The 20,766-nt window shown below is 71.7% G+C and carries 23 protein-coding genes and 1 pseudogene; 17 read left to right on the top strand and 7 right to left on the bottom strand.

Annotated features, from left to right (window positions below):
* The first annotated feature begins 1 nt into the window (after position 1).
* From PV734_RS33030 to hisF, 5 genes are read left to right on the top strand one after another with little or no spacing between them, the layout of a single operon-like run.
* Positions 2 to 166: a hypothetical protein gene (locus PV734_RS33030; RefSeq protein ID WP_006377507.1), complete on the top strand. Its 165-nt coding sequence runs from the start codon at positions 2 to 4 to the stop codon at positions 164 to 166.
* Positions 157 to 813 carry an imidazole glycerol phosphate synthase subunit HisH gene (gene hisH / locus PV734_RS33025; RefSeq protein ID WP_319093596.1) on the top strand — a complete coding sequence of 219 codons (657 nt, stop codon included), beginning with the start codon at positions 157 to 159 and terminating at the stop codon, positions 811 to 813. Before PV734_RS33030 ends, hisH begins: the two co-directional genes overlap by 10 nt.
* 3 nt (positions 814 to 816) lie before the next feature.
* Entirely contained in the window at positions 817 to 1,542 is a 726-nt protein-coding gene (priA, locus tag PV734_RS33020) for a bifunctional 1-(5-phosphoribosyl)-5-((5-phosphoribosylamino)methylideneamino)imidazole-4-carboxamide isomerase/phosphoribosylanthranilate isomerase PriA (protein WP_319093597.1), read from the top strand.
* Positions 1,539 to 1,937 (top strand): RidA family protein, encoded by a 399-nt coding sequence (locus PV734_RS33015; protein WP_319093599.1) that lies wholly within the window; start codon positions 1,539 to 1,541, stop codon positions 1,935 to 1,937. Before priA ends, PV734_RS33015 begins: the two co-directional genes overlap by 4 nt.
* Entirely contained in the window at positions 1,934 to 2,689 is a 756-nt protein-coding gene (gene hisF, locus PV734_RS33010) for an imidazole glycerol phosphate synthase subunit HisF (protein ID WP_319093600.1), read from the top strand. The genes PV734_RS33015 and hisF overlap by 4 nt, the downstream gene beginning before the upstream one ends.
* 97 nt (positions 2,690 to 2,786) lie before the next feature.
* On the opposite strand, the gene PV734_RS33005 is transcribed toward hisF, so the two are convergent.
* Positions 2,787 to 3,422, bottom strand: coding sequence for a TIGR03085 family metal-binding protein (locus PV734_RS33005; protein WP_319093601.1), 636 nt, complete (start codon positions 3,420 to 3,422; stop codon positions 2,787 to 2,789).
* A gap of 83 nt (positions 3,423 to 3,505) precedes the next feature.
* On the opposite strand from PV734_RS33005, the gene hisI reads away from it, so the two are divergent.
* The 11 genes from hisI to lgt all read left to right on the top strand — a co-directional run bounded on the left by hisI (position 3,506) and on the right by lgt (position 12,596).
* Positions 3,506 to 3,931 (top strand): phosphoribosyl-AMP cyclohydrolase, encoded by a 426-nt coding sequence (gene hisI / locus PV734_RS33000; RefSeq protein ID WP_319093602.1) that lies wholly within the window; start codon positions 3,506 to 3,508, stop codon positions 3,929 to 3,931.
* An 11-nt stretch (positions 3,932 to 3,942) separates the two neighbouring features.
* Positions 3,943 to 5,421 carry an anthranilate synthase component I gene (locus tag PV734_RS32995; RefSeq protein WP_319093603.1) on the top strand — a complete coding sequence of 493 codons (1,479 nt, stop codon included), beginning with the start codon at positions 3,943 to 3,945 and terminating at the stop codon, positions 5,419 to 5,421.
* Positions 5,422 to 5,548: 127 nt separating this feature from the next.
* Positions 5,549 to 6,196, top strand: a complete 648-nt coding sequence (locus PV734_RS32990; protein ID WP_319093604.1) for a TIGR02234 family membrane protein — start codon at positions 5,549 to 5,551, stop codon at positions 6,194 to 6,196.
* 153 nt (positions 6,197 to 6,349) lie between these two features.
* Entirely contained in the window at positions 6,350 to 6,604 is a 255-nt protein-coding gene (locus tag PV734_RS32985; RefSeq protein WP_319093605.1) for an HGxxPAAW family protein, read from the top strand.
* A gap of 93 nt (positions 6,605 to 6,697) precedes the next feature.
* Positions 6,698 to 7,147, top strand: coding sequence for a DUF2752 domain-containing protein (locus PV734_RS32980; RefSeq protein WP_319093606.1), 450 nt, complete (start codon positions 6,698 to 6,700; stop codon positions 7,145 to 7,147).
* A 165-nt stretch (positions 7,148 to 7,312) separates the two neighbouring features.
* Positions 7,313 to 8,122 carry an indole-3-glycerol phosphate synthase TrpC gene (gene trpC / locus PV734_RS32975; RefSeq protein WP_319093607.1) on the top strand — a complete coding sequence of 270 codons (810 nt, stop codon included), beginning with the start codon at positions 7,313 to 7,315 and terminating at the stop codon, positions 8,120 to 8,122.
* A gap of 22 nt (positions 8,123 to 8,144) precedes the next feature.
* Entirely contained in the window at positions 8,145 to 8,318 is a 174-nt protein-coding gene (gene trpM / locus PV734_RS45930) for a tryptophan biosynthesis modulator TrpM (RefSeq protein WP_415924305.1), read from the top strand.
* 184 nt (positions 8,319 to 8,502) lie between these two features.
* Positions 8,503 to 9,786 (top strand): tryptophan synthase subunit beta, encoded by a 1,284-nt coding sequence (gene trpB, locus PV734_RS32970; protein WP_319293323.1) that lies wholly within the window; start codon positions 8,503 to 8,505, stop codon positions 9,784 to 9,786.
* A complete protein-coding gene (gene trpA, locus PV734_RS32965; protein WP_319093609.1) occupies positions 9,783 to 10,601 on the top strand; it encodes a tryptophan synthase subunit alpha in 819 nt (272 codons plus the stop codon). The genes trpB and trpA overlap by 4 nt, the downstream gene beginning before the upstream one ends.
* Before the next feature lie 89 nt (positions 10,602 to 10,690).
* Positions 10,691 to 11,467, top strand: a complete 777-nt coding sequence (locus tag PV734_RS32960) for a DsbA family protein (protein ID WP_319293321.1) — start codon at positions 10,691 to 10,693, stop codon at positions 11,465 to 11,467.
* A 136-nt stretch (positions 11,468 to 11,603) separates the two neighbouring features.
* On the top strand, positions 11,604 to 12,596 hold the full coding sequence (gene lgt, locus PV734_RS32955) for a prolipoprotein diacylglyceryl transferase (RefSeq protein WP_319293319.1): 993 nt from the start codon (positions 11,604 to 11,606) through the stop codon (positions 12,594 to 12,596).
* 64 nt (positions 12,597 to 12,660) lie between these two features.
* Here lgt and PV734_RS32950 read toward each other — a convergent pair whose 3' ends face one another.
* The 6 genes and pseudogenes from PV734_RS32950 to PV734_RS32925 form a co-directional block, all read right to left on the bottom strand.
* Complete coding sequence (locus PV734_RS32950; protein WP_319093612.1) at positions 12,661 to 13,515, bottom strand: CoA ester lyase; 855 nt, start codon at positions 13,513 to 13,515, stop codon at positions 12,661 to 12,663.
* On the bottom strand, positions 13,512 to 14,759 hold the full coding sequence (locus PV734_RS32945; protein WP_319293317.1) for a CoA transferase: 1,248 nt from the start codon (positions 14,757 to 14,759) through the stop codon (positions 13,512 to 13,514). Before PV734_RS32945 ends, PV734_RS32950 begins: the two co-directional genes overlap by 4 nt.
* A complete protein-coding gene (locus tag PV734_RS32940) occupies positions 14,756 to 16,168 on the bottom strand; it encodes an ADP-ribosylglycohydrolase family protein (RefSeq protein ID WP_319293316.1) in 1,413 nt (470 codons plus the stop codon). Before PV734_RS32940 ends, PV734_RS32945 begins: the two co-directional genes overlap by 4 nt.
* Positions 16,156 to 17,331, bottom strand: coding sequence for an ADP-ribosylglycohydrolase family protein (locus PV734_RS32935; RefSeq protein ID WP_319293314.1), 1,176 nt, complete (start codon positions 17,329 to 17,331; stop codon positions 16,156 to 16,158). The genes PV734_RS32940 and PV734_RS32935 overlap by 13 nt, the downstream gene beginning before the upstream one ends.
* 8 nt (positions 17,332 to 17,339) lie before the next feature.
* Positions 17,340 to 18,518: pseudogene (locus PV734_RS32930) on the bottom strand (ADP-ribosylglycohydrolase family protein); the annotation flags it as partial.
* A 94-nt stretch (positions 18,519 to 18,612) separates the two neighbouring features.
* Entirely contained in the window at positions 18,613 to 19,704 is a 1,092-nt protein-coding gene (locus PV734_RS32925) for an ADP-ribosylglycohydrolase family protein (protein WP_319093617.1), read from the bottom strand.
* Between the two features lie 282 nt (positions 19,705 to 19,986).
* Here PV734_RS32925 and PV734_RS32920 point away from each other — a divergent pair, with 282 nt between their 5' ends.
* Positions 19,987 to 20,718, top strand: a complete 732-nt coding sequence (locus PV734_RS32920) for a VIT1/CCC1 transporter family protein (RefSeq protein WP_319093619.1) — start codon at positions 19,987 to 19,989, stop codon at positions 20,716 to 20,718.
* Positions 20,719 to 20,766: the final 48 nt, after the last annotated feature.

Raw genomic sequence — 20,766 nt, 5'->3', positions numbered from 1 at the left:
CATGAGCGGCCTCTCCACCGTCCTGATCGTCGTCGGACTCTTCCTGCTCGGCGGGATCTACTCCTTCGTCAAGCAGAAGATGCCGATGAGCCTCATCGTGCTGCTCTCGATAGGCGCCGCGATGTGTCTGGTCGCCGGCGTCATGAGGCTGGAGGTATGGAATTGAGCGCGTCCCAGGCGTCCAAGAAGGTCGTCGTGTTCGACTACGGCTTCGGGAACGTGAGGTCGGCGGAACGCGCTCTCGCGCGCGCGGGCGCCGACGTCGAGATAACACGTGACTTCGACACGGCCATGAACGCGGACGGACTGCTCGTACCGGGCGTCGGCGCCTTCGCCGCCTGTATGCAGGGCCTCAAGGAGGCGCGCGGCGACTGGATCGTCGGGCGCCGGCTGTCCGGCGGGCGGCCCGTGATGGGCATCTGCGTGGGCATGCAGATCCTCTTCGCGCGCGGCATCGAACACGGCGTCGAGACCGAGGGCCTCGACGAGTGGCCCGGCTCCGTGGAGCCGCTCCAGGCCGACATCGTGCCCCACATGGGCTGGAACACCGTCGAGGCCCCGGCCGACTCCCAGCTCTTCGCGGGCCTGGACGCCGACGCGCGCTTCTACTTCGTCCACTCGTACGCCGTCCACGACTGGGCCCTGGAGACCGCGAACCCGGTGATGCGGGCCCCCAAGGTCACCTGGTCGACGCACGGCGAGCCCTTCGTGGCGGCCGTCGAGAACGGCGCCCTGTGGGCCACCCAGTTCCACCCCGAGAAGTCCGGCGACGCCGGAGCGCAGCTGCTCACCAACTGGATCGGAACCCTGTAGACCATGGCGAAGCTCGAACTCCTCCCCGCCGTCGACGTCCGCGACGGCCAGGCCGTCCGCCTCGTGCACGGCGAGTCCGGTACGGAGACCTCGTACGGCTCCCCTCTGGAGGCCGCCCTCGCCTGGCAGCGCTCCGGCGCCGAATGGCTGCACCTGGTCGACCTGGACGCGGCCTTCGGTACCGGTGACAACCGCAAGCTGATCGCCGAGGTCGCCGGGGCGATGGACATCAAGGTGGAGCTGTCCGGCGGTATCCGCGACGACGACACGCTGGCCGCCGCCCTCGCCACCGGCTGCACCCGGGTGAATCTCGGCACGGCCGCCCTGGAGACCCCGGAGTGGGTCGCCAAGGTCATCGCCGAGCACGGCGACAAGATCGCGGTCGGTCTGGACGTCCGGGGCACGACCCTCCGCGGACGCGGCTGGACCCGCGACGGCGGCGACCTCTACGAGACGCTGGAGCGACTCAACTCCGAGGGCTGCGCCCGGTATGTCGTGACCGACATCGCCAAGGACGGCACCCTCCAGGGCCCGAACCTGGAGCTGCTGAGGAACGTCTGCGCGGCGACCGACCGCCCGGTCGTGGCCTCCGGTGGCGTGTCGTCCCTGGACGACCTGCGGGCCATCGCCGAACTGGTGCCGCTCGGTGTCGAGGGCTCCATCGTCGGGAAGGCCCTGTACGCGAAGGCGTTCACCCTGGAAGAGGCCCTGGAGGCGGTGGCTCAGTGAGCGACGTACGGCGTGTCACGACCGGTGCGCCCTGGGAGGAGACCTTCGGGTACTCCCGCGCGGTGGAACTGCCGAACGGCCTGGTGCTGGTCTCCGGCTGCACCTCGATCGTGGACGGCGAGATCGCCGGAGGCGGTCCGTACGAGCAGACGGTCAACGCCTTCAACGTCGCGTTCGCGGCGCTGCAGCAGTTGGGTCTCGGCAGCGGCGATGTCGTGCGCACGCGCATGTACATCACCCACGCGCGGGACGTGGACGACGTCGGGCGCGCCCACAAGGAGCTGTTCGACTCCGTGCGACCCGCCGCGTCCATGATCATCGTCTCCGGCCTCGTGGACCCCAGTCTGGTCGTCGAGGTCGAGGTGGAGGCGTTCCGAGGGGAGCCCACGGCATGACCCTGGCCGTACGAGTCATCCCCTGCCTGGACGTGGACAACGGCCGGGTCGTCAAGGGCGTCAACTTCCAGAACCTCCGCGACGCGGGCGACCCCGTCGAGATGGCCAAGGTGTACGACGCCGAGGGCGCCGACGAACTGACGTTCCTGGACATCACCGCCTCCTCGGGCAACCGCGAGACCACCTACGACGTGGTGCGCCGCACCGCCGAACAGGTGTTCATTCCGCTCACCGTGGGCGGCGGGGTGCGCGCGGCCGAGGACGTCGACAAGCTGCTGCGCGCCGGAGCCGACAAGGTGGGCGTCAACACGGCCGCCATCGCGCGTCCCGACCTGATCCGCGAGATCGCCGAGCGGTTCGGCCGACAGGTGCTCGTGCTGTCCGTGGACGCCCGCCGCACCGACTCCGGGTCCTTCGAGGTCACCACCCACGGTGGCAGGCGCGGCACCGGCATCGACGCCGTCGAGTGGGCCCACCAGGCCGCCGAACTGGGCGCCGGGGAGATCCTGCTCAACTCGATGGACGCGGACGGCACGAAGGACGGCTACGACATCGAGATGATCGAGGCCGTACGCAAGCATGTGCGCGTGCCGCTGATCGCCAGTGGGGGTGCGGGGCGGCTGGCCGACTTCGCGCCGGCCGTCGCGGCGGGTGCGGATGCCGTGCTGGCCGCCTCCGTGTTCCATTTCGGGGATCTTCGGATCGGGCAGGTCAAGGATGCGCTGCGTGTGGCGGGGCATCCTGTTCGCTGAGTGCCGTTTTTCGCTGCGGGTTCGTTGTGGCTGGTCGCGCAGTTCCCCGCGCCCCTGTGTCCGCGCCCCTTCGGCGGCGCGGACACAGGGGTCCTCCTCAGATGCCCAGCTGCTTTGATTCGTGCAGCTTGGCGATCGCGTCCTTGTCGCCCTCCAGCTCCACGTCGGCGACGTTCTGGCGGCCGTAGACGAACAGCAGCAGCTCGGACGGCTCGCCGGTCACCGTGACCACGGGGAGGCCGCGGTGGGCGACCGCCGTGCGGCCGTCCGGGCGGCGCAGGACCAGGCCCGTCGGAGCGCTGCGGCCCGTGAGACGCGCGGTGCGCTCCAGGCGGGACCACAGGGCGTCCTGGAAGACCGGGTCCAGCTCGCGGGGCGTCCAGTCCGGCCGTGCCCTGCGGACGTCCTCCGTGTGGATGTAGAACTCGACCGTGTTCGACGCTTCGTCGATCTGCTTCAGCGAGAACGGCGAGAAACGCGGCGGGCCGGTGCGGATCAGCTGGATCAGCTCCGCGTACGGCTTGTCGGCGAACTCCGCCATCACCCGGTCGAGACGGGACCCGAGCTGCTTGATCAGCAGTCCCCCGGCGGCGTCCGGACGGCGCTCGCGCACCACCACATGGGCGGCGAGATCCCGGGCCCGCCAGCCCTCGCACAGCGTCGGGGCGTCGGGACCCTCGGTCTCCAACAGGTCGGCGAGAAGAAGTCGTTCACGCTTCGCGTAGGTAGACATGACAGCAACCCTACGGCCGCCCCCACGGTCCGCCCAATGGACATACCGGCGGGAGTGTCAGTGGGGCGCGGCACAATGGCCCCATGACCAGCAGCACGCCCCCGCCCAGCACGACCGGCGCCCCCAGCCCCCTGGCCCCGGAGATCGCCGCGCGCCTCAAGCGCGGCCCCGACGGGCTCGTCCCCGCAGTCGCCCAGCAGTACGACACCGGTGAGGTGCTCATGCTCGGCTGGATGGACGACGAGGCGCTGCACCGCACCCTGACCACGGGCCGCTGCACCTACTGGTCGCGCAGCCGTCAGGAGTACTGGGTCAAGGGCGACACCTCCGGCCACTTCCAGCACGTGAAGTCCGTCGCCCTCGACTGCGACGCCGACACCGTGCTCGTCAAGGTCGACCAGGTCGGCGCCGCCTGCCACACCGGCGCGCGCAACTGTTTCGACGCCGACGTCCTGCTCGACGTGTCGTTCGGCGACGCCGATTCCGGCGCACTGCCACAGGGTCAGTAAGGTCAGCCGCCATGGACCTCGAGACCTTCCGCAAGCTGGCCACCGACCGGCGCGTCATCCCCGTCACCCGCAAGCTCCTCGCCGACGGCGACACCCCGGTCGCGCTCTACCGCAAGCTCGCCGCCGAGCGCCCCGGCACCTTCCTGCTGGAGTCCGCGGAGAACGGTCGGTCCTGGTCCCGCTACTCCTTCGTCGGCGTCCGCTCCAGCGCCACCCTCACGGCCCACGACGGCCAGGCCCACTGGCTGGGCACCCCGCCCGTCGGCGTGCCCACGGACGGCGACCCGCTCGCCGCCCTCCGGGCCACCATCGAGACCCTCCACACGCCCCACGAGGAGGGCCTGCCGCCCTTCACCGGCGGCATGGTCGGCTACCTCGGGTACGACATCGTGCGCCGTCTGGAGAAGATCGGCCCCGGCGAGCGCGACGACCTCGGACTGCCCGAGCTGACCATGCTGCTCACCAGCGACCTGGCCGTCATGGACCACTGGGAGGGCTCGGTCCTGCTGATCGCCAACGCGATCAACCACAACGACCTCGACACGGGAGTCGACGAGGCGCACGCCGACGCCGTGGCCCGCCTCGACGCCATGCAGGCCGACCTCTCGCGCGCGGTGGCCCAGCCCCCCGCCGCGCTGCCGCCCTCCGAGCTCCCCGAGTACACGGCCCTGTGGGGCGGCCCCGACTACCAGCGGGCCGTCGACGACATCAAGGAGCGCATCCGGGCCGGGGAGGCCTTCCAGGTGGTCCCCTCCCAGCGCTTCGAGACACCGTGCACGGCAAGCGCGCTCGACGTCTACCGGGTCCTGCGGGCCACCAACCCGTCCCCGTACATGTACCTGTTCCGATTCGACGGGTTCGACGTCGTCGGCTCGTCCCCCGAGGCCCTCGTCAAGGTCGAGGACGGACGCGCGATGGTCCACCCCATCGCCGGCACCCGGCACCGCGGGGCGACCCCGCAGGAGGACCAGGCCCTCGCCGACGAACTGCTCGCCGACCCCAAGGAACGCGCCGAGCACCTCATGCTCGTCGACCTCGGGCGCAACGACCTCGGCCGGGTCTGCGAGCCCGGCTCCGTCGAGGTCGTCGACTTCATGTCCGTCGAGCGGTACTCGCACGTCATGCACATCGTCTCGACCGTCACCGGCCGCGTGGCGGCGGGGCGCACCGCGTTCGACGTCCTGACGGCCTGTTTCCCGGCCGGCACGCTCTCCGGAGCGCCCAAGCCGCGCGCGATGCAGATCATCGACGAACTGGAGCCGTCCAGGCGGGGGTTGTACGGCGGCGCCGTCGGCTACCTCGACTTCGCCGGTGACTCCGACACCGCCATCGCCATCCGCACGGCCCTGCTGCGTGACGGCACGGCGTACGTCCAGGCGGGCGCCGGCGTCGTCGCGGACTCCGACCCGGTCGCGGAGGACAACGAGTGCCGCAACAAGGCGGCGGCGGTCCTGCGCGCGGTCCACACGGCGAACCGCCTCGGACAATAGGGCGTTTTCCGACGAGCCGCCGAAGGAGAGGACGGAGCGGGCGACGAACGGGGTGGTGAACGAGGCGGCGAATGGGGTGCTTCTCACGTGAGCCCCGGGTGACGCCGCGCCCGGGGTTCAGGACATAGTGGGGTACGTGACTGCCGTACCAGTACCTTCCCCCCGTTCCGAGGCGGCCCTTCCCGGCCGGGCCGGCCGCCTCAGCCTCGCCGTCGCCCTGCTGGCCGGCGCGCTCGGCGCGGCTGTCGCGCTGCTAGCCACCCGCCAGCGATGGTCGGAGGGCACCGCGACCGTCGCCGGCGGCGCCTTCCCCCTGACCGCCAGCGGCAGCGATGTCACGGGCGTGCCCGCCGCCCTCGCCATAGTGGGCCTCGCCGCGCTCGTCGCCGTCTTCGCCGTCCGCCGCTCCGGCCGTCTCCTGGTCGCCGGACTGCTCGCACTGTCCGGCGCCGGCACGATCGCCGCCGCAGTCCTCGGCGCCTCCGACAGCTCAGCCCTCGACGAGAAGGCCGCGCGGGCCACCGGCGACACCGCGGCCACAGTGAGCACCCTCAGCCACACCGCCTGGCCGTACGCGGCCGCCGTCGGCGGCGCGCTGATCCTCCTCGCCGGACTCCTCGCCCTGCGCTACGGCCGTCTGTGGCCCGCCATGTCCGGACGGTACGAGCGCGGCGGCGCCCCGCGTCCGCGCCGCCGGGCGGCGGCAGTGGACCCCGAGCGGCCCGAGGAGATCTGGAAGGCCCTCGACCGGGGCGAGGACCCGACCGGGGCGTAGGGCTGCCCCAGCCCTCCTGGGCGACTCGCTGTGTTGACCCCGGGCGTCCCCCACGCGTGCGCGTGCGTGACAATGGGCGACGAGCGTCCGGCTCACCACGTACTGCATGCAACTGCATTCAACAACCAGCAACTCAGCAACGAGGAGCAAGTCATGGCGGGCAACAGCCACGGTCACACTTTGGCCGCCTGGACCGGCGTCACCATCACCATCATCGGTTTCTGCGTATCGGGTGCCTTCATGGTGATGGCCCAGCCGGTGGGCTTCTGGGCCGGCATGGTGGTCGTGGTCCTCGGCGGTGTCGTCGGCTGGATCATGGCCGCGATGGGCCTCGGCAAGCAGAAGCCCACCACCCAGGGCCGCCAGGGCCACAAGGTCGCGGGCGAACCGGCGGGTGCCGAGAGCTGAACCCCGTAGGGGACCGGTTTTCGGACCGGCAGGGGCGGCCCGGCGAAAGTGCCGGAGCCGCCCTTCGCGCGTGTACGCGTCGCAGGGGGCAGAATGCGTGGGGTGAACACCGAACGGGCGCAACAAGACGTGTCGGCGGGCGCCGGCGCCGTCCTGGGCCGGGTGGCCGTGCCCGCCGGGGTGCTGGCGGCCGTCGTCGGGGCCTTCGCCTACGTCGGGACGGTCGACCCCAACGAACCCGGCCACTACCCCGTCTGCCCGCTCCTGCGTCTGACCGGCGTGTACTGCCCCGGCTGCGGCGGTCTGCGCAGCGCCTACGCCTTCGTCCACGGAGACCTGGTGACGGCTCTCGGGGCCAACGCGCTCGCCGTGGCGGGGTACGTGGCCTTCGCCGTCCTGTGGACCGTCTGGGTGGTCCACGCGGCGCGCGGACGCCCGTTGCGGATCGACCTCGGGCCGGTGCGGCTTTGGAGTCTTGGAGCATTGCTGCTGGTCTTCACGGTTGTCCGGAACCTGCCGTTCGGTGGCTGGCTCCACCCTTGATCAAATGGTGGATGTCCAGGTAGTGGGACCGGTGTCAACCGGATGTGAGGGCCACGCCCTCCTCCGGATACCATCGGACTGACCAGCTTTGACAGTTTGTGCAGCTTCTGTGGTGTGAATGGCTTGAACAGCCAATCGCCTACCGTCTGAAAGGGGGCCGCTCGCGTGAGTGTGCTCGACGAGATCATCGACGGAGTCCGTGCCGACCTCGCGGAGCGGCAGGCGCGCGTCAGCCTCGACGAGCTCAAGGAGCGCGCGGCGAAGGCTCCCGCGGCCAAGGACGGGGTCGCCGCACTGCGCGGCGAGGGCGTCAAGGTCATCTGCGAGGTCAAGCGGTCCAGCCCCTCCAAGGGCGCGCTGGCGGCCATCGCCGACCCGGCGGGCCTCGCGTCGGACTACGAGGCGGGTGGCGCCGCGGTCATCTCCGTCCTCACCGAACAGCGTCGCTTCGGCGGCTCGCTCGCGGACCTGGAGGCGGTGCGCGCCCAGGTGGACATCCCGGTGCTGCGCAAGGACTTCATCGTGACGTCCTACCAGCTGTGGGAGGCGCGGGCGTACGGGGCCGATCTGGCCCTGCTGATCGTCTCCGCCCTCGACCAGTCGGCCCTGGAGTCCCTCATCGAGCGCGCCGAGTCCATCGGACTCACCCCGCTCGTCGAGGTGCACGACGAGGACGAGGTCGAGCGGGCGGTGGACGCGGGGGCCCGGATCATCGGTGTCAACGCGCGCAACCTGAAGACCCTGGAGGTCGACCGCACCACGTTCGAGCGAGTCGCCCCCGAGATCCCCGACAGCATCGTCAAGATCGCCGAGTCCGGTGTCCGCGGCCCGCACGATCTGATCGCGTACGCCAACGCGGGCGCCGACGCGGTGCTGGTCGGAGAGTCCCTGGTCACCGGGCGCGATCCCAGGTCGGCGGTGTCCGACCTGGTGGCGGCGGGGGAGCACCCCGCGCTGCGGCACGGGCGCGGCTGATCTCCCGCTAGAGTTGGCCCCGATGACACTCACCCTGACCCCCATGGACCGGTACGCCCGCCTCGCGCGCGGCTGCCGTCCCCGTGGCTGCCGGGCGCCTGCGCGGCGCGTGCACGGGCGGCGGGTCCGGTATGTCATCGGGGATGAGCCTGGACAGGTCAACGGGATGCGATGGCCCTGCGGGGCTCGGCAGTAGGGTGCGGTCCGTCTGATTTCGGGCTGCGCCCTGGCTTTGCGCTTCGCGAGGGGTGCGTTTTCGACCGCGGGTTCGTTGTGGCTGGTCGCGCAGTTCCCCGCGCCCCTGTGGGGCGCGTCCCTCTCCCGTTTCCCCTGTCCAGCTCGAATGCCGGGGCATCGCGTTGCCCCTGTGAGGTAGTCGTATGTCCAGTGAGTTCTTCATTCCTGATCCGGTCGGTCAGGTTCCCAGCGTCGACGGGTACTTCGGTGCCTTTGGCGGCAAGTTCATTCCGGAGGCGCTCGTCGCCGCCGTGGACGAGGTCGCCGTCGAGTACGACAAGGCGAAGTCCGACCCGGAGTTCGCCCGTGAGCTCGACGATCTGCTCGTCCACTACACCGGGCGGCCCAGCTCTCTCACCGAGGTGCCCCGGTTCGCCGAGCACGCCGGTGGCGCCCGGGTCTTCCTCAAGCGGGAGGACCTGAACCACACCGGGTCCCACAAGATCAACAACGTGCTCGGGCAGGCCCTCCTCACCAGGAGGATGGGCAAGACCCGGGTCATCGCCGAGACCGGGGCCGGTCAGCACGGGGTAGCCACCGCGACCGCCTGTGCCCTGTTCGGGCTCGAATGCACCATCTACATGGGCGAGATCGACACCCAGCGCCAGGCGCTCAACGTCGCCCGGATGCGCATGCTCGGCGCTGAGGTCATCGCCGTGAAGTCCGGGTCGCGCACCCTCAAGGACGCCATCAACGAGGCGTTCCGCGACTGGGTCGCCAACGTGGACCGCACGCACTACCTGTTCGGGACCGTGGCCGGCCCGCACCCCTTCCCCGCCATGGTGCGCGACTTCCACCGGGTGATCGGTGTCGAGGCCCGGAGGCAGATCCTGGAGCGGGCCGGGCGGCTGCCCGACGCCGCCGTCGCCTGTGTGGGCGGCGGGTCCAACGCCATCGGGCTCTTCCACGCCTTCATCCCCGACGCCGACGTCCGGCTCATCGGGTGCGAGCCCGCCGGACACGGTGTCGAGACCGGTGAGCACGCCGCCACCCTCACCGCCGGTGAGCCCGGCATCCTGCACGGTTCGCGGTCGTACGTCCTGCAGGACGAGGAGGGGCAGATCACCGAGCCCTACTCGATCTCCGCCGGACTCGACTACCCGGGCATCGGGCCCGAGCACTCCTACCTCAAGGACAGCGGTCGCGCCGAGTACCGCGCGGTCACCGACGACGCCGCCATGCAGGCGCTGCGCCTGCTGTCCCGTACCGAGGGCATCATTCCGGCCATCGAGAGCGCGCACGCGCTGGCCGGGGCGCTCGAGGTCGGCAAGGAGCTGGGCAAGGACGGGCTGATCGTCATCAACCTCTCCGGGCGCGGCGACAAGGACATGGACACCGCCGCCCGGTACTTCGACCTGTACGACACCGACGCCGAGGTCGCCGCGAACGCGGCCGACACCGCCGAGATCGAGGGGGACGCCAAGTGAGCGGGAACATCCAGCTGCTGTCGGACACCCTCGCCGGTGCCAGGGCCGAGGGCCGGGCCGCGCTCATCGCGTACCTCCCCGCCGGGTTCCCGACCGTCGACGGCGGGATCGACGCCATCAAGGCCGTGTTCGACGGCGGTGCCGACATCGTCGAGGTCGGGCTGCCGCACAGCGACCCGGTGCTCGACGGGCCCGTCATCCAGACCGCCGACGACATCGCCCTGCGCGGCGGGGTCAAGATCGCGGACGTGATGCGCACGGTCCGGGAGGCGTACGAGGCCACCGGGAAGCCGGTGCTCGTCATGACGTACTGGAACCCGATCGACCGCTACGGCGTGGAGCGCTTCACCGCCGAGCTCGCGGAGGCGGGCGGCGCGGGGTGCATCCTGCCCGACCTGCCCGTGCAGGAGTCGGCGCTGTGGAGGGAGCACGCCGAGAAGCACGGCCTCGCCACCGTGTTCGTCGTCGCGCCCAGCAGCAGGGACGCGCGGCTCGCCGAGATCACGGCGGCCGGCAGCGGGTTCGTGTACGCCGCCTCGCTCATGGGTGTCACGGGGACCAGGGCGTCGGTGGGCGCCCAGGCGGAGGATCTGGTTCGGCGCACTCGTGGCGCCGGCACCGACCTGCCCGTCTGTGTCGGACTCGGCGTCTCCGACGCGGCGCAGGCCGCTGAGGTCGCCGGCTTCGCCGACGGGGTGATCGTCGGGTCGGCCTTCGTGAAGCGGATGCTCGACGCGCCGGACCACGCGGCCGGTGTCGAGGCGGTGCGGGAACTCGCCGCCGACCTCGCGAAGGGCGTACGCGGCACGGCGTAGGCGGGCAGGACATTTCGCACAGGTCGCCCGAACGGGTGGACCTGGGGCCGGGGAGGCGCAATGCGTCTCCCCGGTTCGTTCTGCGGGGTGTGAGCGAGAAGAATCGTGACGGAAAGCGCACCGCCCGCGAGCGGCTGGCGGTCGAGCGTGAGAAGCAGAAGTCCGCGGAGAAGCGGCGGCGGGCGTTGATCGTGGGCGCCAGTGTCGTCTGCGTGCTCGGCCTGGCGGCGGTGATCGGTGTCGTCGCCGCGAACACCGGAAAGGACAGCAAGAGCGAGAGCGCCGGCCCGGTCGTGGCGCCCTCGGGCGCGCAGGGCAAGGACAGCCTCGCGATCCCCGTGGGCGAGGAGAGCGCCAAGTCGTCTCTCACGGTGTGGGAGGACTTCCGCTGTCCGGCCTGCCAGTCCTTCGAGACCAACTACCGCTCGACCATTCATGAGTTGACGGCCGCGGGCAAGCTGAAGGTGGATTACCACCTGGCGACGATCATCGACGGCAACATGAGCGGCAGCGGCTCCCGCCACGCGGCCAACGCCGCCGCCTGCGCTCAGGACGCCGGCAAGTTCCAGCCGTACCACGACGTGCTGTACGAGAACCAGCCGCCCGAGACCGACGACGCCTTCGCGAAGGACGGCGCACTCATCGAGCTGGCGGCCAAGGTCGACGGGCTCGACACACCCACGTTCCGGACGTGTGTCGAGGACGGTACGCACAACAGCTGGGTGGTGAAGTCGAACCAGGCCTTCCAGAGCGGCGGTTTCGGCGGCACGCCGACCGTGCTGCTCAACGGGAAGAACATCTACCAGGACCAGACGATGACCCCGGCGAAGCTGAAGCAGATGGTCGAGGCCGCCGACAAGGCGTAGGGCCTGGGGGTTGTCGGGCTCCCCGGGCGCCCCGGGTTCCGTGTCGTGAGCGGAACCCGGGGCACCTCCCGTTATGGAGCCGTTGCCCGGGGCGGCTCACATCTGCCGCGTCCGTCAAGGTAGCGTCGGGGCTGCTATGAATATCGCCTACATTCCCAGTCCGGCGCACGGGGTGTATCACCTCTTTGGGCTCATTCCGCTGCGCGGCTACGCGTTCTGCATCATCATCGGTGTCTTCGTCGCGGTCTGGCTCGGCAACAAGCGCTGGCTCGCCCGCGGTGGCCGACCCGGCACGGTGGCCGACATCGCGGTCTGGGCCGTGCCCTTCGGTCTGGTCGGTGGCCGCCTCTACCACGTGATCACGGACTACGAGCTGTACTTCAGCGAGGGCCGCGACTGGGTGGACGCCTTCAAGATCTGGGAGGGCGGCCTCGGTATCTGGGGCGCGATCGCCCTCGGCGCGGTGGGCGCGTGGATCGGCTGCCGGCGGCGGGGCATCCCGCTGCCCGCGTGGGCCGACGCACTCGCCCCCGGTATCGCCCTCGCACAGGCCTGCGGGCGGTGGGGCAACTGGTTCAACCAGGAGCTGTACGGCCGGGAGACCACCGTCCCCTGGGCCCTGCACATCACCTCCTCGACGGACGGCCGGGTCCCGGGCTACTACCACCCGACGTTCCTGTACGAGTCCCTGTGGTGCGTCGGTGTCGCGCTGCTGGTCATCTGGGCCGACCGCCGCTTCACGCTCGGGCACGGACGGGCGTTCGCGCTGTACGTCGCGACCTACTGCGTGGGCCGCTTCTGGATCGAGTACCTGCGCGTCGACGACGCCCACCACGTCCTGGGCATGCGGCTCAACAACTGGACCGCGATCTTCGTCTTCATCGCCGCGGTCGTCTACTTCGTGCTCTCGGCGAAGAAGCGGCCGGGCCGCGAGGAGGTCGTCGAGCCGGATGCCTCCGACGGTTCGGCGGGGGATGCGGTCAAGGGTGACGCGGACGATGTGGAGTCGGCGGAGGTGAAGGCCGAGGCCGAGGCCGAGGGTGATACCGACGGTAAGCCCGAGGAAGAGGGCGAGAGCGAGGCCGAGTCCGTGGACAAGGCCGAAGCAGGGCCGACCAAAAAGAGTTGAGGGTTGGCGGTACGGAGACGAGGGCGCCCCGGTTCGGCCGGGGCGCCCTCGCCCGTTGCACGGGTCAGGGGCGGTCGCGGTCGGCCAGGGACAGGGTTCTGCGGGCTGCCGCCACCACGGCCGCGTCGATGAAGCGGCCGTCGGGGAGGGCCTGGGCGCCCTCGTCCGTCGCCGCCGCCTTGACGATCCGCTCGGCGTCCTCGATCTCCTCCGGAGTGGGGAGGTAGGCGCGTTCGATCACCGGGAGCTGGCGGGGGTGGATGGCCGCCCGGCCCAGGAAGCCCAGGGCGCGGCCGTGGGCGCAGGACGCGGCCAGGGTGTCGAGGTCCCGGGTGTCCGGGTGGACCGACTGGGGCGGTGGAGCGAGCCCGGCGGCCCGTGCGGCCACGACGACCCGCGAGCGGCACCAGTCCAGGCCCGCGTCTCCACGTACCCCCAGTTCGGCCCGTAGGTCGGCCTCGCCGAGCGCGATGCCGCGCAGGGCCGGGTGGGCGGTCGCGATGGCGAAGGCGTGTTCGATACCGAGGGCGGTCTCGAGGAGGGCGTGGAGCGGGGGCCCCGCCTCGGCGGTCCCGGTCGCTGTCGCGGACGTGGATGTGCGGGTGGCCACGCTTACGACGTCCTTCGGTGCGGTCACCTTCGGGAGCCGTAGGCCACAAACGCCGGGGAGGTCTTCGACGGCCCGGAGGTCGAGGGGGGCCAGCGGGCCGTCCAGGGCGTTGATCCGGACATGGACCGGGACCGGCTGGGGGTCGGTGAGGCGTTCGGCGGTGGCCGCGCGGGCGTACTCCTTGCGGTCGGGGGCGACCGCGTCCTCCAGGTCGACGACGACCACGTCGGCGCCGGAGGCAAGGGCCTTGGACACCACCTCGGGGCGGTCGCCGGGGACGTAGAGCCAGGTCAGGGGATAGTCCTTCACAGGGCTCCCTCGGTGCGCAGGGCGTCGATCTCGCGGTTGGTCAGGCCCAGTTCGGTGAGGACGGACGCGGTGTCCGCGCCGTGTGGGCGGCCCGCCCAGCGGATCGCGCCGGGGGTCGCCGAGAGGCGGAAGAGAACGTTCTGCATACGGATCGGTCCGAGTTCGGGGTCGTCGACCGTGGTGATGGTGTCGAGGGCCTGGTACTGCGGGTCGGTCATCACCTCGCGTACGTCCTGGACCGGGGCCACCGCCGCCTCCGCCTTCTCGAAGGCCGCGACGACCTCGGAGTGGGAGTGGCGGCCGATCCACCCGCCGACCGCCTCGTCGAGGACGTCCGCGTGGCGGGCCCGGTCGGCGCCGGTGGCGAACCAGGGCTCGTCGATCAGCTCGGGGCGGCCGACCAGACGCATCACGCGCTCGGCGATCGACTGGGCCGACGTCGACACGGCGACCCAGGTGCCGTCAGCCGTGCGGTAGGTGTTGCGGGGGGCGTTGTTCTGCGAACGGTTGCCGGTGCGCGGCTGGACGTGGCCCAACTGGTCGTACCAGAGCGGTTGCGGGCCCAGGACGGTGAGGATCGGCTCGATGATCGCCATGTCGACGACCTGGCCCTCGCCGGTTCGCTCGCGCGCGGACAGTGCCGTCATGACGGCGTACGCCGTGGCCAGGCCCGCGATCGAGTCGGCGAGGCCGAAGGGCGGGAGCGTCGGGGGTGCGTCCGGCTCGCCGGTGATCGCGGCGAAGCCGCTCATCGCCTCGGCGAGGGTGCCGAAGCCGGGGCGATGGGCGTACGGGCCGAACTGGCCGAAGGCGGTGACCCGGGCGAGGACCAGGCGTGGGTTGGCGGCGGAAAGCTCCGGCCAGCCCAGGTCCCACTTCTCCAGGGTGCCCGGACGGAAGTTCTCGATGACGACATCGGCGGTGGCGGCGAGCCGGAGGAGGGTGGTCCGGCCGCCGGGGCGGGAGAGGTCGAGGGTCATCGTGCGCTTGTTGCGGCCCAGCAGCTTCCACCAGAGACCGATGCCGTCCTTGGACGGGCCGTGCCCCCGGGACGGGTCCGGTTTCACCGGATGCTCGATCTTGATCACCTCCGCGCCGAAGTCACCGAGCATGGTGGCGGCCAGCGGGCCGGCGAACAGGGTGGCCAGGTCGAGGACGCGGAGGCCAGCGAGGGGAGAGGCGGGAGAGGTCGCGCGAGGTGCGGGTGCGATCCGTTCCGGTGCGTTCGACTGAGGTGTGTTCATGACGGGTACCGGGCCTCGCTGTCGGTGCCCGCGCTCTTGCCGCCGGGGGCGTGGATGAGGGAGTGGGTCAGTCGGGCGAGGGTGTCGAAGCCGGTTCCGTTGAAGTCCGCGACAGAGGTGGCGAGTCGGTTCTTCAGGGGGCTGGTCCAGCGGTCGGGGAGGGCGGCGGGGGAGCCCGCGAGGAGGGCGGAGACGCTGCCGGCGGTCGCTCCGTTGGAGTCGGTGTCCAGGCCGCCGGACACGGCACGGCAGATGGAGCCGGTGAAGTCGCCGTCGGCGTGGGTGAGCGCGGCGGCGATCAGGGCGGTGTTGGGGACCGCGTGGACCCAGTGGTGGGTGGCCGCGTGGGTGGCGTGCAGTTCGTCCACGACGGTCGTGAAGTCACGGTGCGACCGGGCCAGTCGGATGCCGTGGCGGACGGCTTCGGCCAGGCGGGAGCGTGGGGGGACCACTGTCAGGCCGGTGCGCAGGCAGGTGTGGACGTCGTGGGTGCCGGTGGCGGCCGCGGCGATGGTGGCCGCCGTGAACATCGCCGCGTAGACCCCGTTCGCCGTGTGGGTGAGGGTGGCGTCGCGGTACACCTGTTCGGCGGCGCCGGCCGGGTCGCCGGGGTTGGTCCAGCCGTGCACGTCGGCCCGGATGAGGGCGCCGATCCATTCGCGGAACGGGTTGCGGTGGCGGGCGGTGAGTGGGGGTTCCAGGCCGGAGAGGAGGTTTCGGTAGGCGATGCGCTCGGCCGTGAAGGTGCGGCCCGCGGGGAGTTCGTCCAGCCAGAGTCGTGCCACGTCCGTGGTGGTGAAGCGCGGGCCGTGGCGTTGGAGCAACAGGATTCCCAGCAGAGGGTAGTTGAGGTCGTCGTCCTCGGGCATGCCGTCGATGTTCTCGGCGAGCGAGGTTGTCGCGGACCGGCGGTTCCAGGGGTGGGCCGCGGCGAGTTCCTCGGGGACCCCTCTGGCGGTGAACCAGGTGTTCAGGGGCCAGTTGCCGGTGGACCGGGCGAGTTGGCGGATGGCGGTGAGGGGGAGTTTCTCCACCGGTTTGCCGAGGAGACAGCCGGCCGCTCTGCCCAGCCACGCGGCTTCCAGGCGTCGCGGGGTGGGTACCGGCTGGGGTTGGGCGGGTTGGGCGGGCCAGTCGGGGCACAGGGCGCGGATCCGGGGCAGGTCCGTCGGTTCGTCGTCCGCCAACCTGCTCGGCAGGTCCGCCAGTTCATCGAGCAGATCCTCGGCCAGCAGCCGCAGATATCGGGAGACCGGACCGGACGACGCGCCCGCGGCGGCCGGGGCCGCCGGTCCGCCCGCCGCTCGCCAGCGGGCCGCGATCCTGCCGGGCTCTCGGCCGTCCTGGGCCGCCTGGCGCAGCTCGTGGCCGATCAGGTCCTCCGGCTGGACCCAGGTCAGTCGGAGCATCCCGCGCTCCTGAGCCGGGCGAACGCCCTCTCGTGGGAACGGCGTTGGCGCACGTCCCGGTCGAAGATCTCCCGGGCCACCTCGGTCAGGGTCCGGGCGGGTTCCCACAGGTCGAGGCGGCTCGCCTCCGCGACCGTCTTCGCCCAGTCGGACGGCACTTCGGAGCCCAGCGCGCCGGCGAGCGCCCCGGCCATCGTGGCGATCGAGTCGCAGTCGCGGCCGTAGTTCACCGAACCCAGCACCGCATGCCGGAAGTCGCCGCCCGACACCACCAACATGCCCAGTGCCACCGGGAGTTCCTCGATCGCGTGGAGACGGGACGGACGACGGGCGCCCAGCGACGGGCTGCGGTAGTCCGCGCCGACCGTGTCGTAGGGAGTCACCGCCTCCCGCAGGGGCCGCAGCGCCGACTCGAAGTCCGAGTAGCGGGAGGCCACTTGGCACACCGTCTCGATCGCCGCCCGGGTGCCGTCCTTCGCCAGGGAGAGGCAGGTGCCGATCACCGAGTCGGGGGTCGCGTCCGGGGCGCACGCCGCCGCCACCGCTGCCGCGAAGACCGCCGCCGCCTCCCTGCCGTACGAGGACTGGTGGGCGCCCGCGAGTTCGACGGCCTCGGCGTACGCGCCCGCCGGGTTGGCCGCGTTGACCAGGCCGACCGGGGCCATGTACATCGCCGCACCGCAGTTGACGATGTTGCCCACGCCTGCCTCGCGGGGGTCGACGTGGCCGTAGTGGAGCCGGGCCACCAGCCACTTCTCCGCCAGGAATACGCGTTGCAGGGGGAGTGCCTCGGCCTCCAGCTCCGGGATCCAGCGCGGGTTGGTCATCAGGTCGGGGACCAGGTGGTCGGCGACCGCGTACGCGTCCAGGTGGTCGCGGACCTGGGCGTACACCCGTACCAGCGCATGGGTCATCAGGGTGTCGTCGGTGACGTGGCCGTCGCCCTTGTGGTACGGGGCGATCGGGCGGGCCGTGCGCCAGGCGTCCCCGTTCCAGGGGCCGACGATGCCGTGGACGCGGCCCGAGTGGCGTTCGAGGATCTGCTCGGGCGTGTAGCCCTCGACGGGCCCCCCGAGGGCGTCGCCGACGGCCGCGCCGACCAGGGCGCCGGTGATCCGCTCTTCCAGACCAACGGCCCGGCTTTCTTGTCTTTTGGGCGTCATGTCGCGAATCATCCTCCAGAGGTGGCCCGTTGTGTGGCTTCCAGCAGTTCGGCGAGTTCCACGAGGTCGGTGCCGGTGAGCCTGGGAAGGGCGCAGCCGGAGAGGGTGCGGCAGGCGTCCCGCCAGGCCGCCGGGATCGTGGCGCCGCCGCCCAGCGCGCCGGTGAGGGCGCCCGCGAGGGCCGGGGCCGAGTCCGCGACCCGCGAAAGACAGGCGGCGGCCGGGACCGCTTCGGCGATCCGGCCCCGTGACGCGGTGGCCAGCGCGAGGGCGACCGGAACCGTCTCGGCGGCGGCGATGCCGTAGCTGTAGACGTGGTCGACGATCTGGTGCTCCAGGAGCGGGACCAGGGCGAACGCGCTCTCCGCGTCCAGTGCCAGCTTCAGCGCGTGCCGGGCGTTCCGGCCGATCTCGGTGCACTCCGGGAGCTCCGCCAGGGCCGCCGTCACACACGCCTCGACCTCCTCGCCGACCAGCGCCAGTGAGAGTGCCGCCGCCATCGCGCGGGCGCCGTGGACACCGTCGCCGTCCTGGGTGTAGCGGGCGTCGAACTCGGCCAGTTCGGCGGCGAGTCGGGGGTCGCCCGGGTGGGCCACCGCCAGCACACAGGCCCGTACGCAGGCCGCGTCGTCGAAGTAGTGCGGGTTGTCGTGGCCGGTGGCCGGTGGGCGCAGACCGGCGGCCAGGTTGCCGAGGCCGGCCCGCACGGAGATACGGGCACGCAGTGGCAGCACCGCGGACTCGACCTCGGGGGCGCGGTCGGCGGCCGCCGCCACCTCGCAGGCGACCGCGTTCCAGGACAGGTCGATGGCGGCTCGCGCCCGGCGTTCCCGGCTCAGATCGCCCAGGACCCCGTCGTCCCCGGCCCGCAGCAGGGCCTCGGCCGTGAAGGCGGCCCACTCCGCGTCGTCCGAGGGGCCCAGACGGAGCGGTTCGGGGGGCTGGTTGAGGGCGATCGGTACGGGGAGGGTGGTGGTCGCGTTCTGCTCCGCGAAGGTGTCCAGTTCGCGGGTGAGGCGGCGGGTCCACTCGGGCATCCGGGCGGCCCGGTGCCGGGCGGCGGGCCAGCCGGCGGCGTCGCCTGCGGCTAGGCCGAGCAGTAGTCCCTCGATGCGGTGGGCGTTCATGGGTGGACCTCGGCTTTGGTTCGGGTGGTGTGTTTCGCCCCCGCCGCCCCTACCCGTCCCATCCCGTTCCTGGGGGCTGCGCCCCCAGACCCCCCATCGGCCTGAACGGCCTCGTCCTCAAACGCCGGACGGGCTGAGATGCCCGGCCTTGGGCTCATGGCTGTACCTCCGGTGTGGGTGTCGCGGCGTCGTCCGGGGCCAGGACGTACGCGGTCCGGTCCGGTGTCGGCTGGGCGCCCCACTTGCCGCCCTCGCCCGGGGTCAGCAGTTCCGCGATGTCGAGGATGTGATGGCCCGCCATGGAGGGGAGGCAGGAGCCGCGGGCCGGGCCGATCGCCGCCGCCCACTCGGGCGGGATGGCCGACGCGCCCCGGGTCGCGCCTGCCAGGGCGCCCGCCACCGCTGCCGTCGTGTCCGCGTCGCGGCCCATGTTGACGGCTGTCAGCACCGATTCCTCGAAGTCGCCGTCGGCCGCTGCGTACGCGCCGAAGGCGAGGGCGACCGCCTCGGGGGCCAGGTCGGTCCAGGGGTAGCCGCCGACCACCACCGCGGAGCGGACCGCGCGTTCGCCCCGGTGGGCGACCGCGACCGCCCGGCGCAGGGAGCGTGCCGTCCAGGAGTCGTCGGGGACCACCGCCAGCGCGGAGGCCACCACGGCGATGGTCGGCGCGCCTGCCATCGCCGCCGCCACGCCCGCCGCCACCGCCTGGCCACCGTAGATGCCCTCGCCGTCGTGGCTGACCGAGCCGTCGATCGCCACCAGACGGGCGGCCTCGACCGGGCGGCCCGCCGCGAAGACGCCGAAGGGAGCCGCCCGCATGGCGAGACCGTCGCTCCAGGCGTGCCGGTGCTGGGCCGAGATGGGGGCCGCGAGACCCCGGCGCAGGTTCTCCAGGGTGCCGCGTTCGCTGAAACCGGCGCCGCGGAAGGGGCCCTCGTCGAGGTCGGCGATCCAGTGGTGCCAGGCCGCCTCCACATGCGCCGGAGTGAGGGCCGAGCCGTGCCGGGCGAGGAGGAGGCCCGAGAAGATCGCGTACTCCGTGTCGTCCGTCCCGGCGGGGTTCTCGGCCACGTAACCGGTGATGCGGCCCCAGCGGGCACGGATCTCCGAGGGCTTCATGTTCTCGGCGGGGGCGCCGAGCGCGTCCCCCACGGCCAGACCGAGCAGGGCGCCACATGCCCTGTCGCGGAGCAGGGCGGCGTCCTGGGGCGCCGGGACCGAGGGAATGCAGGCGATCGATGCCATACGCGGCCTCTCCTCCGGAGGGTTCCGGGAGCTCCCTGGCGGGGGAGCGAAACCCTTTTCGGAACTGTCCCACCGCAGGGGTTCGGGCGAGCCTCAGGCACTCCAGCGTCACCCGGTCGACATTTGTGCGACCACCCCCACGGATGAGCGAAGGCCGTGAACCTGCAGGTGAGGTCAGCCTTTCCTTGCTGGCGGGAAGGGAATCCGGGGCGTATTTTTAGCGTTGTCGAGAACTGGAATCAGTCTAATTCCGGTTCGGAGTCGAGCGAGTTGAGGGACGGCATGGCCATCATCGAGACCGAGGCGGCGCTGCACGAGGCGCACCGCGACAACCACACCCACCGGGATGTCACCGGAGGGTGGTTGCGCCCCGCCGTTTTCGGGGCGATGGACGGGCTCGTCTCCAACCTCGCCCTGATGACCGGTGTCGCCGGCGGGGCGGTCTCGCAGCAGACCGTCGTCATCACCGGCCTTGCCGGACTCGCTGCCGGCGCCTTCTCCATGGCCGCGGGCGAGTACACCTCCGTCGCCTCGCAGCGCGAACTCGTCGAGGCCGAACTCGCCGTCGAGCGGCGGGAGTTGAGGAAGCACCCCAAGGACGAGGAGCGTGAGCTCGCCGAGCTCTACGAATCCCGGGGCGTCGAGCCGAAGCTCGCCCGTGAAGTGGCCCGGCAGCTCTCGCGCGACCCCGAACAGGCGCTGGAGATACACGCCCGTGAGGAGCTGGGTATCGACCCAGGTGATCTGCCCTCGCCCGCCGTCGCCGCGGTGTCCTCCTTCGGTGCGTTCGCGCTGGGCGCGCTGCTGCCCGTACTCCCGTATCTTCTGGGGGCGTCCGCGCTGTGGCCCGCCGTGCTGGTCGCGCTCGTCGGGCTCTTCGCGTGCGGGGCCGTGGTGGCCCGGGTGACCGCCCGGAGCTGGTGGTACAGCGGCCTGCGGCAGCTCGCGCTGGGCGGCGCGGCGGCCGGTGTGACGTACGCCCTGGGCAACCTGTTCGGTGCGGCCGTAGGATAGGAGATCGTGCACTTATGCGATGGGCCGCATAAGTAGCCGTTACTCGCT

Origin of the sequence: Streptomyces sp. AK08-02 (assembly GCF_033795085.1) — a bacterium.
Classification (GTDB): domain Bacteria; phylum Actinomycetota; class Actinomycetes; order Streptomycetales; family Streptomycetaceae; genus Streptomyces; species Streptomyces echiniscabiei.
This window is presented reverse-complemented; position numbering and strand designations above follow the sequence as displayed.

Coding starts and splice junctions, on each gene's coding strand:
- trpB (WP_319293323.1), top strand. CDS start 8,503: ATGTCCAGTGAGTTCTTCATTCCTGATCCGGTCGGTCAGGTTCCCAGC.
- priA (WP_319093597.1), top strand. CDS start 817: ATGGCGAAGCTCGAACTCCTCCCCGCCGTCGACGTCCGCGACGGCCAG.
- hisF (WP_319093600.1), top strand. CDS start 1,934: ATGACCCTGGCCGTACGAGTCATCCCCTGCCTGGACGTGGACAACGGC.
- PV734_RS33030 (WP_006377507.1), top strand. CDS start 2: ATGAGCGGCCTCTCCACCGTCCTGATCGTCGTCGGACTCTTCCTGCTC.
- PV734_RS32935 (WP_319293314.1), bottom strand. CDS start 17,331: ATGACGCCCAAAAGACAAGAAAGCCGGGCCGTTGGTCTGGAAGAGCGG.
- lgt (WP_319293319.1), top strand. CDS start 11,604: ATGAATATCGCCTACATTCCCAGTCCGGCGCACGGGGTGTATCACCTC.
- PV734_RS32920 (WP_319093619.1), top strand. CDS start 19,987: ATGGCCATCATCGAGACCGAGGCGGCGCTGCACGAGGCGCACCGCGAC.
- PV734_RS32925 (WP_319093617.1), bottom strand. CDS start 19,704: ATGGCATCGATCGCCTGCATTCCCTCGGTCCCGGCGCCCCAGGACGCC.
- hisH (WP_319093596.1), top strand. CDS start 157: ATGGAATTGAGCGCGTCCCAGGCGTCCAAGAAGGTCGTCGTGTTCGAC.
- PV734_RS32985 (WP_319093605.1), top strand. CDS start 6,350: ATGGCGGGCAACAGCCACGGTCACACTTTGGCCGCCTGGACCGGCGTC.
- hisI (WP_319093602.1), top strand. CDS start 3,506: ATGACCAGCAGCACGCCCCCGCCCAGCACGACCGGCGCCCCCAGCCCC.
- PV734_RS33005 (WP_319093601.1), bottom strand. CDS start 3,422: ATGTCTACCTACGCGAAGCGTGAACGACTTCTTCTCGCCGACCTGTTG.
- trpM (WP_415924305.1), top strand. CDS start 8,145: ATGACACTCACCCTGACCCCCATGGACCGGTACGCCCGCCTCGCGCGC.
- PV734_RS32945 (WP_319293317.1), bottom strand. CDS start 14,759: ATGAACACACCTCAGTCGAACGCACCGGAACGGATCGCACCCGCACCT.
- PV734_RS32980 (WP_319093606.1), top strand. CDS start 6,698: ATGCGTGGGGTGAACACCGAACGGGCGCAACAAGACGTGTCGGCGGGC.
- PV734_RS32995 (WP_319093603.1), top strand. CDS start 3,943: ATGGACCTCGAGACCTTCCGCAAGCTGGCCACCGACCGGCGCGTCATC.
- PV734_RS32940 (WP_319293316.1), bottom strand. CDS start 16,168: ATGCTCCGACTGACCTGGGTCCAGCCGGAGGACCTGATCGGCCACGAG.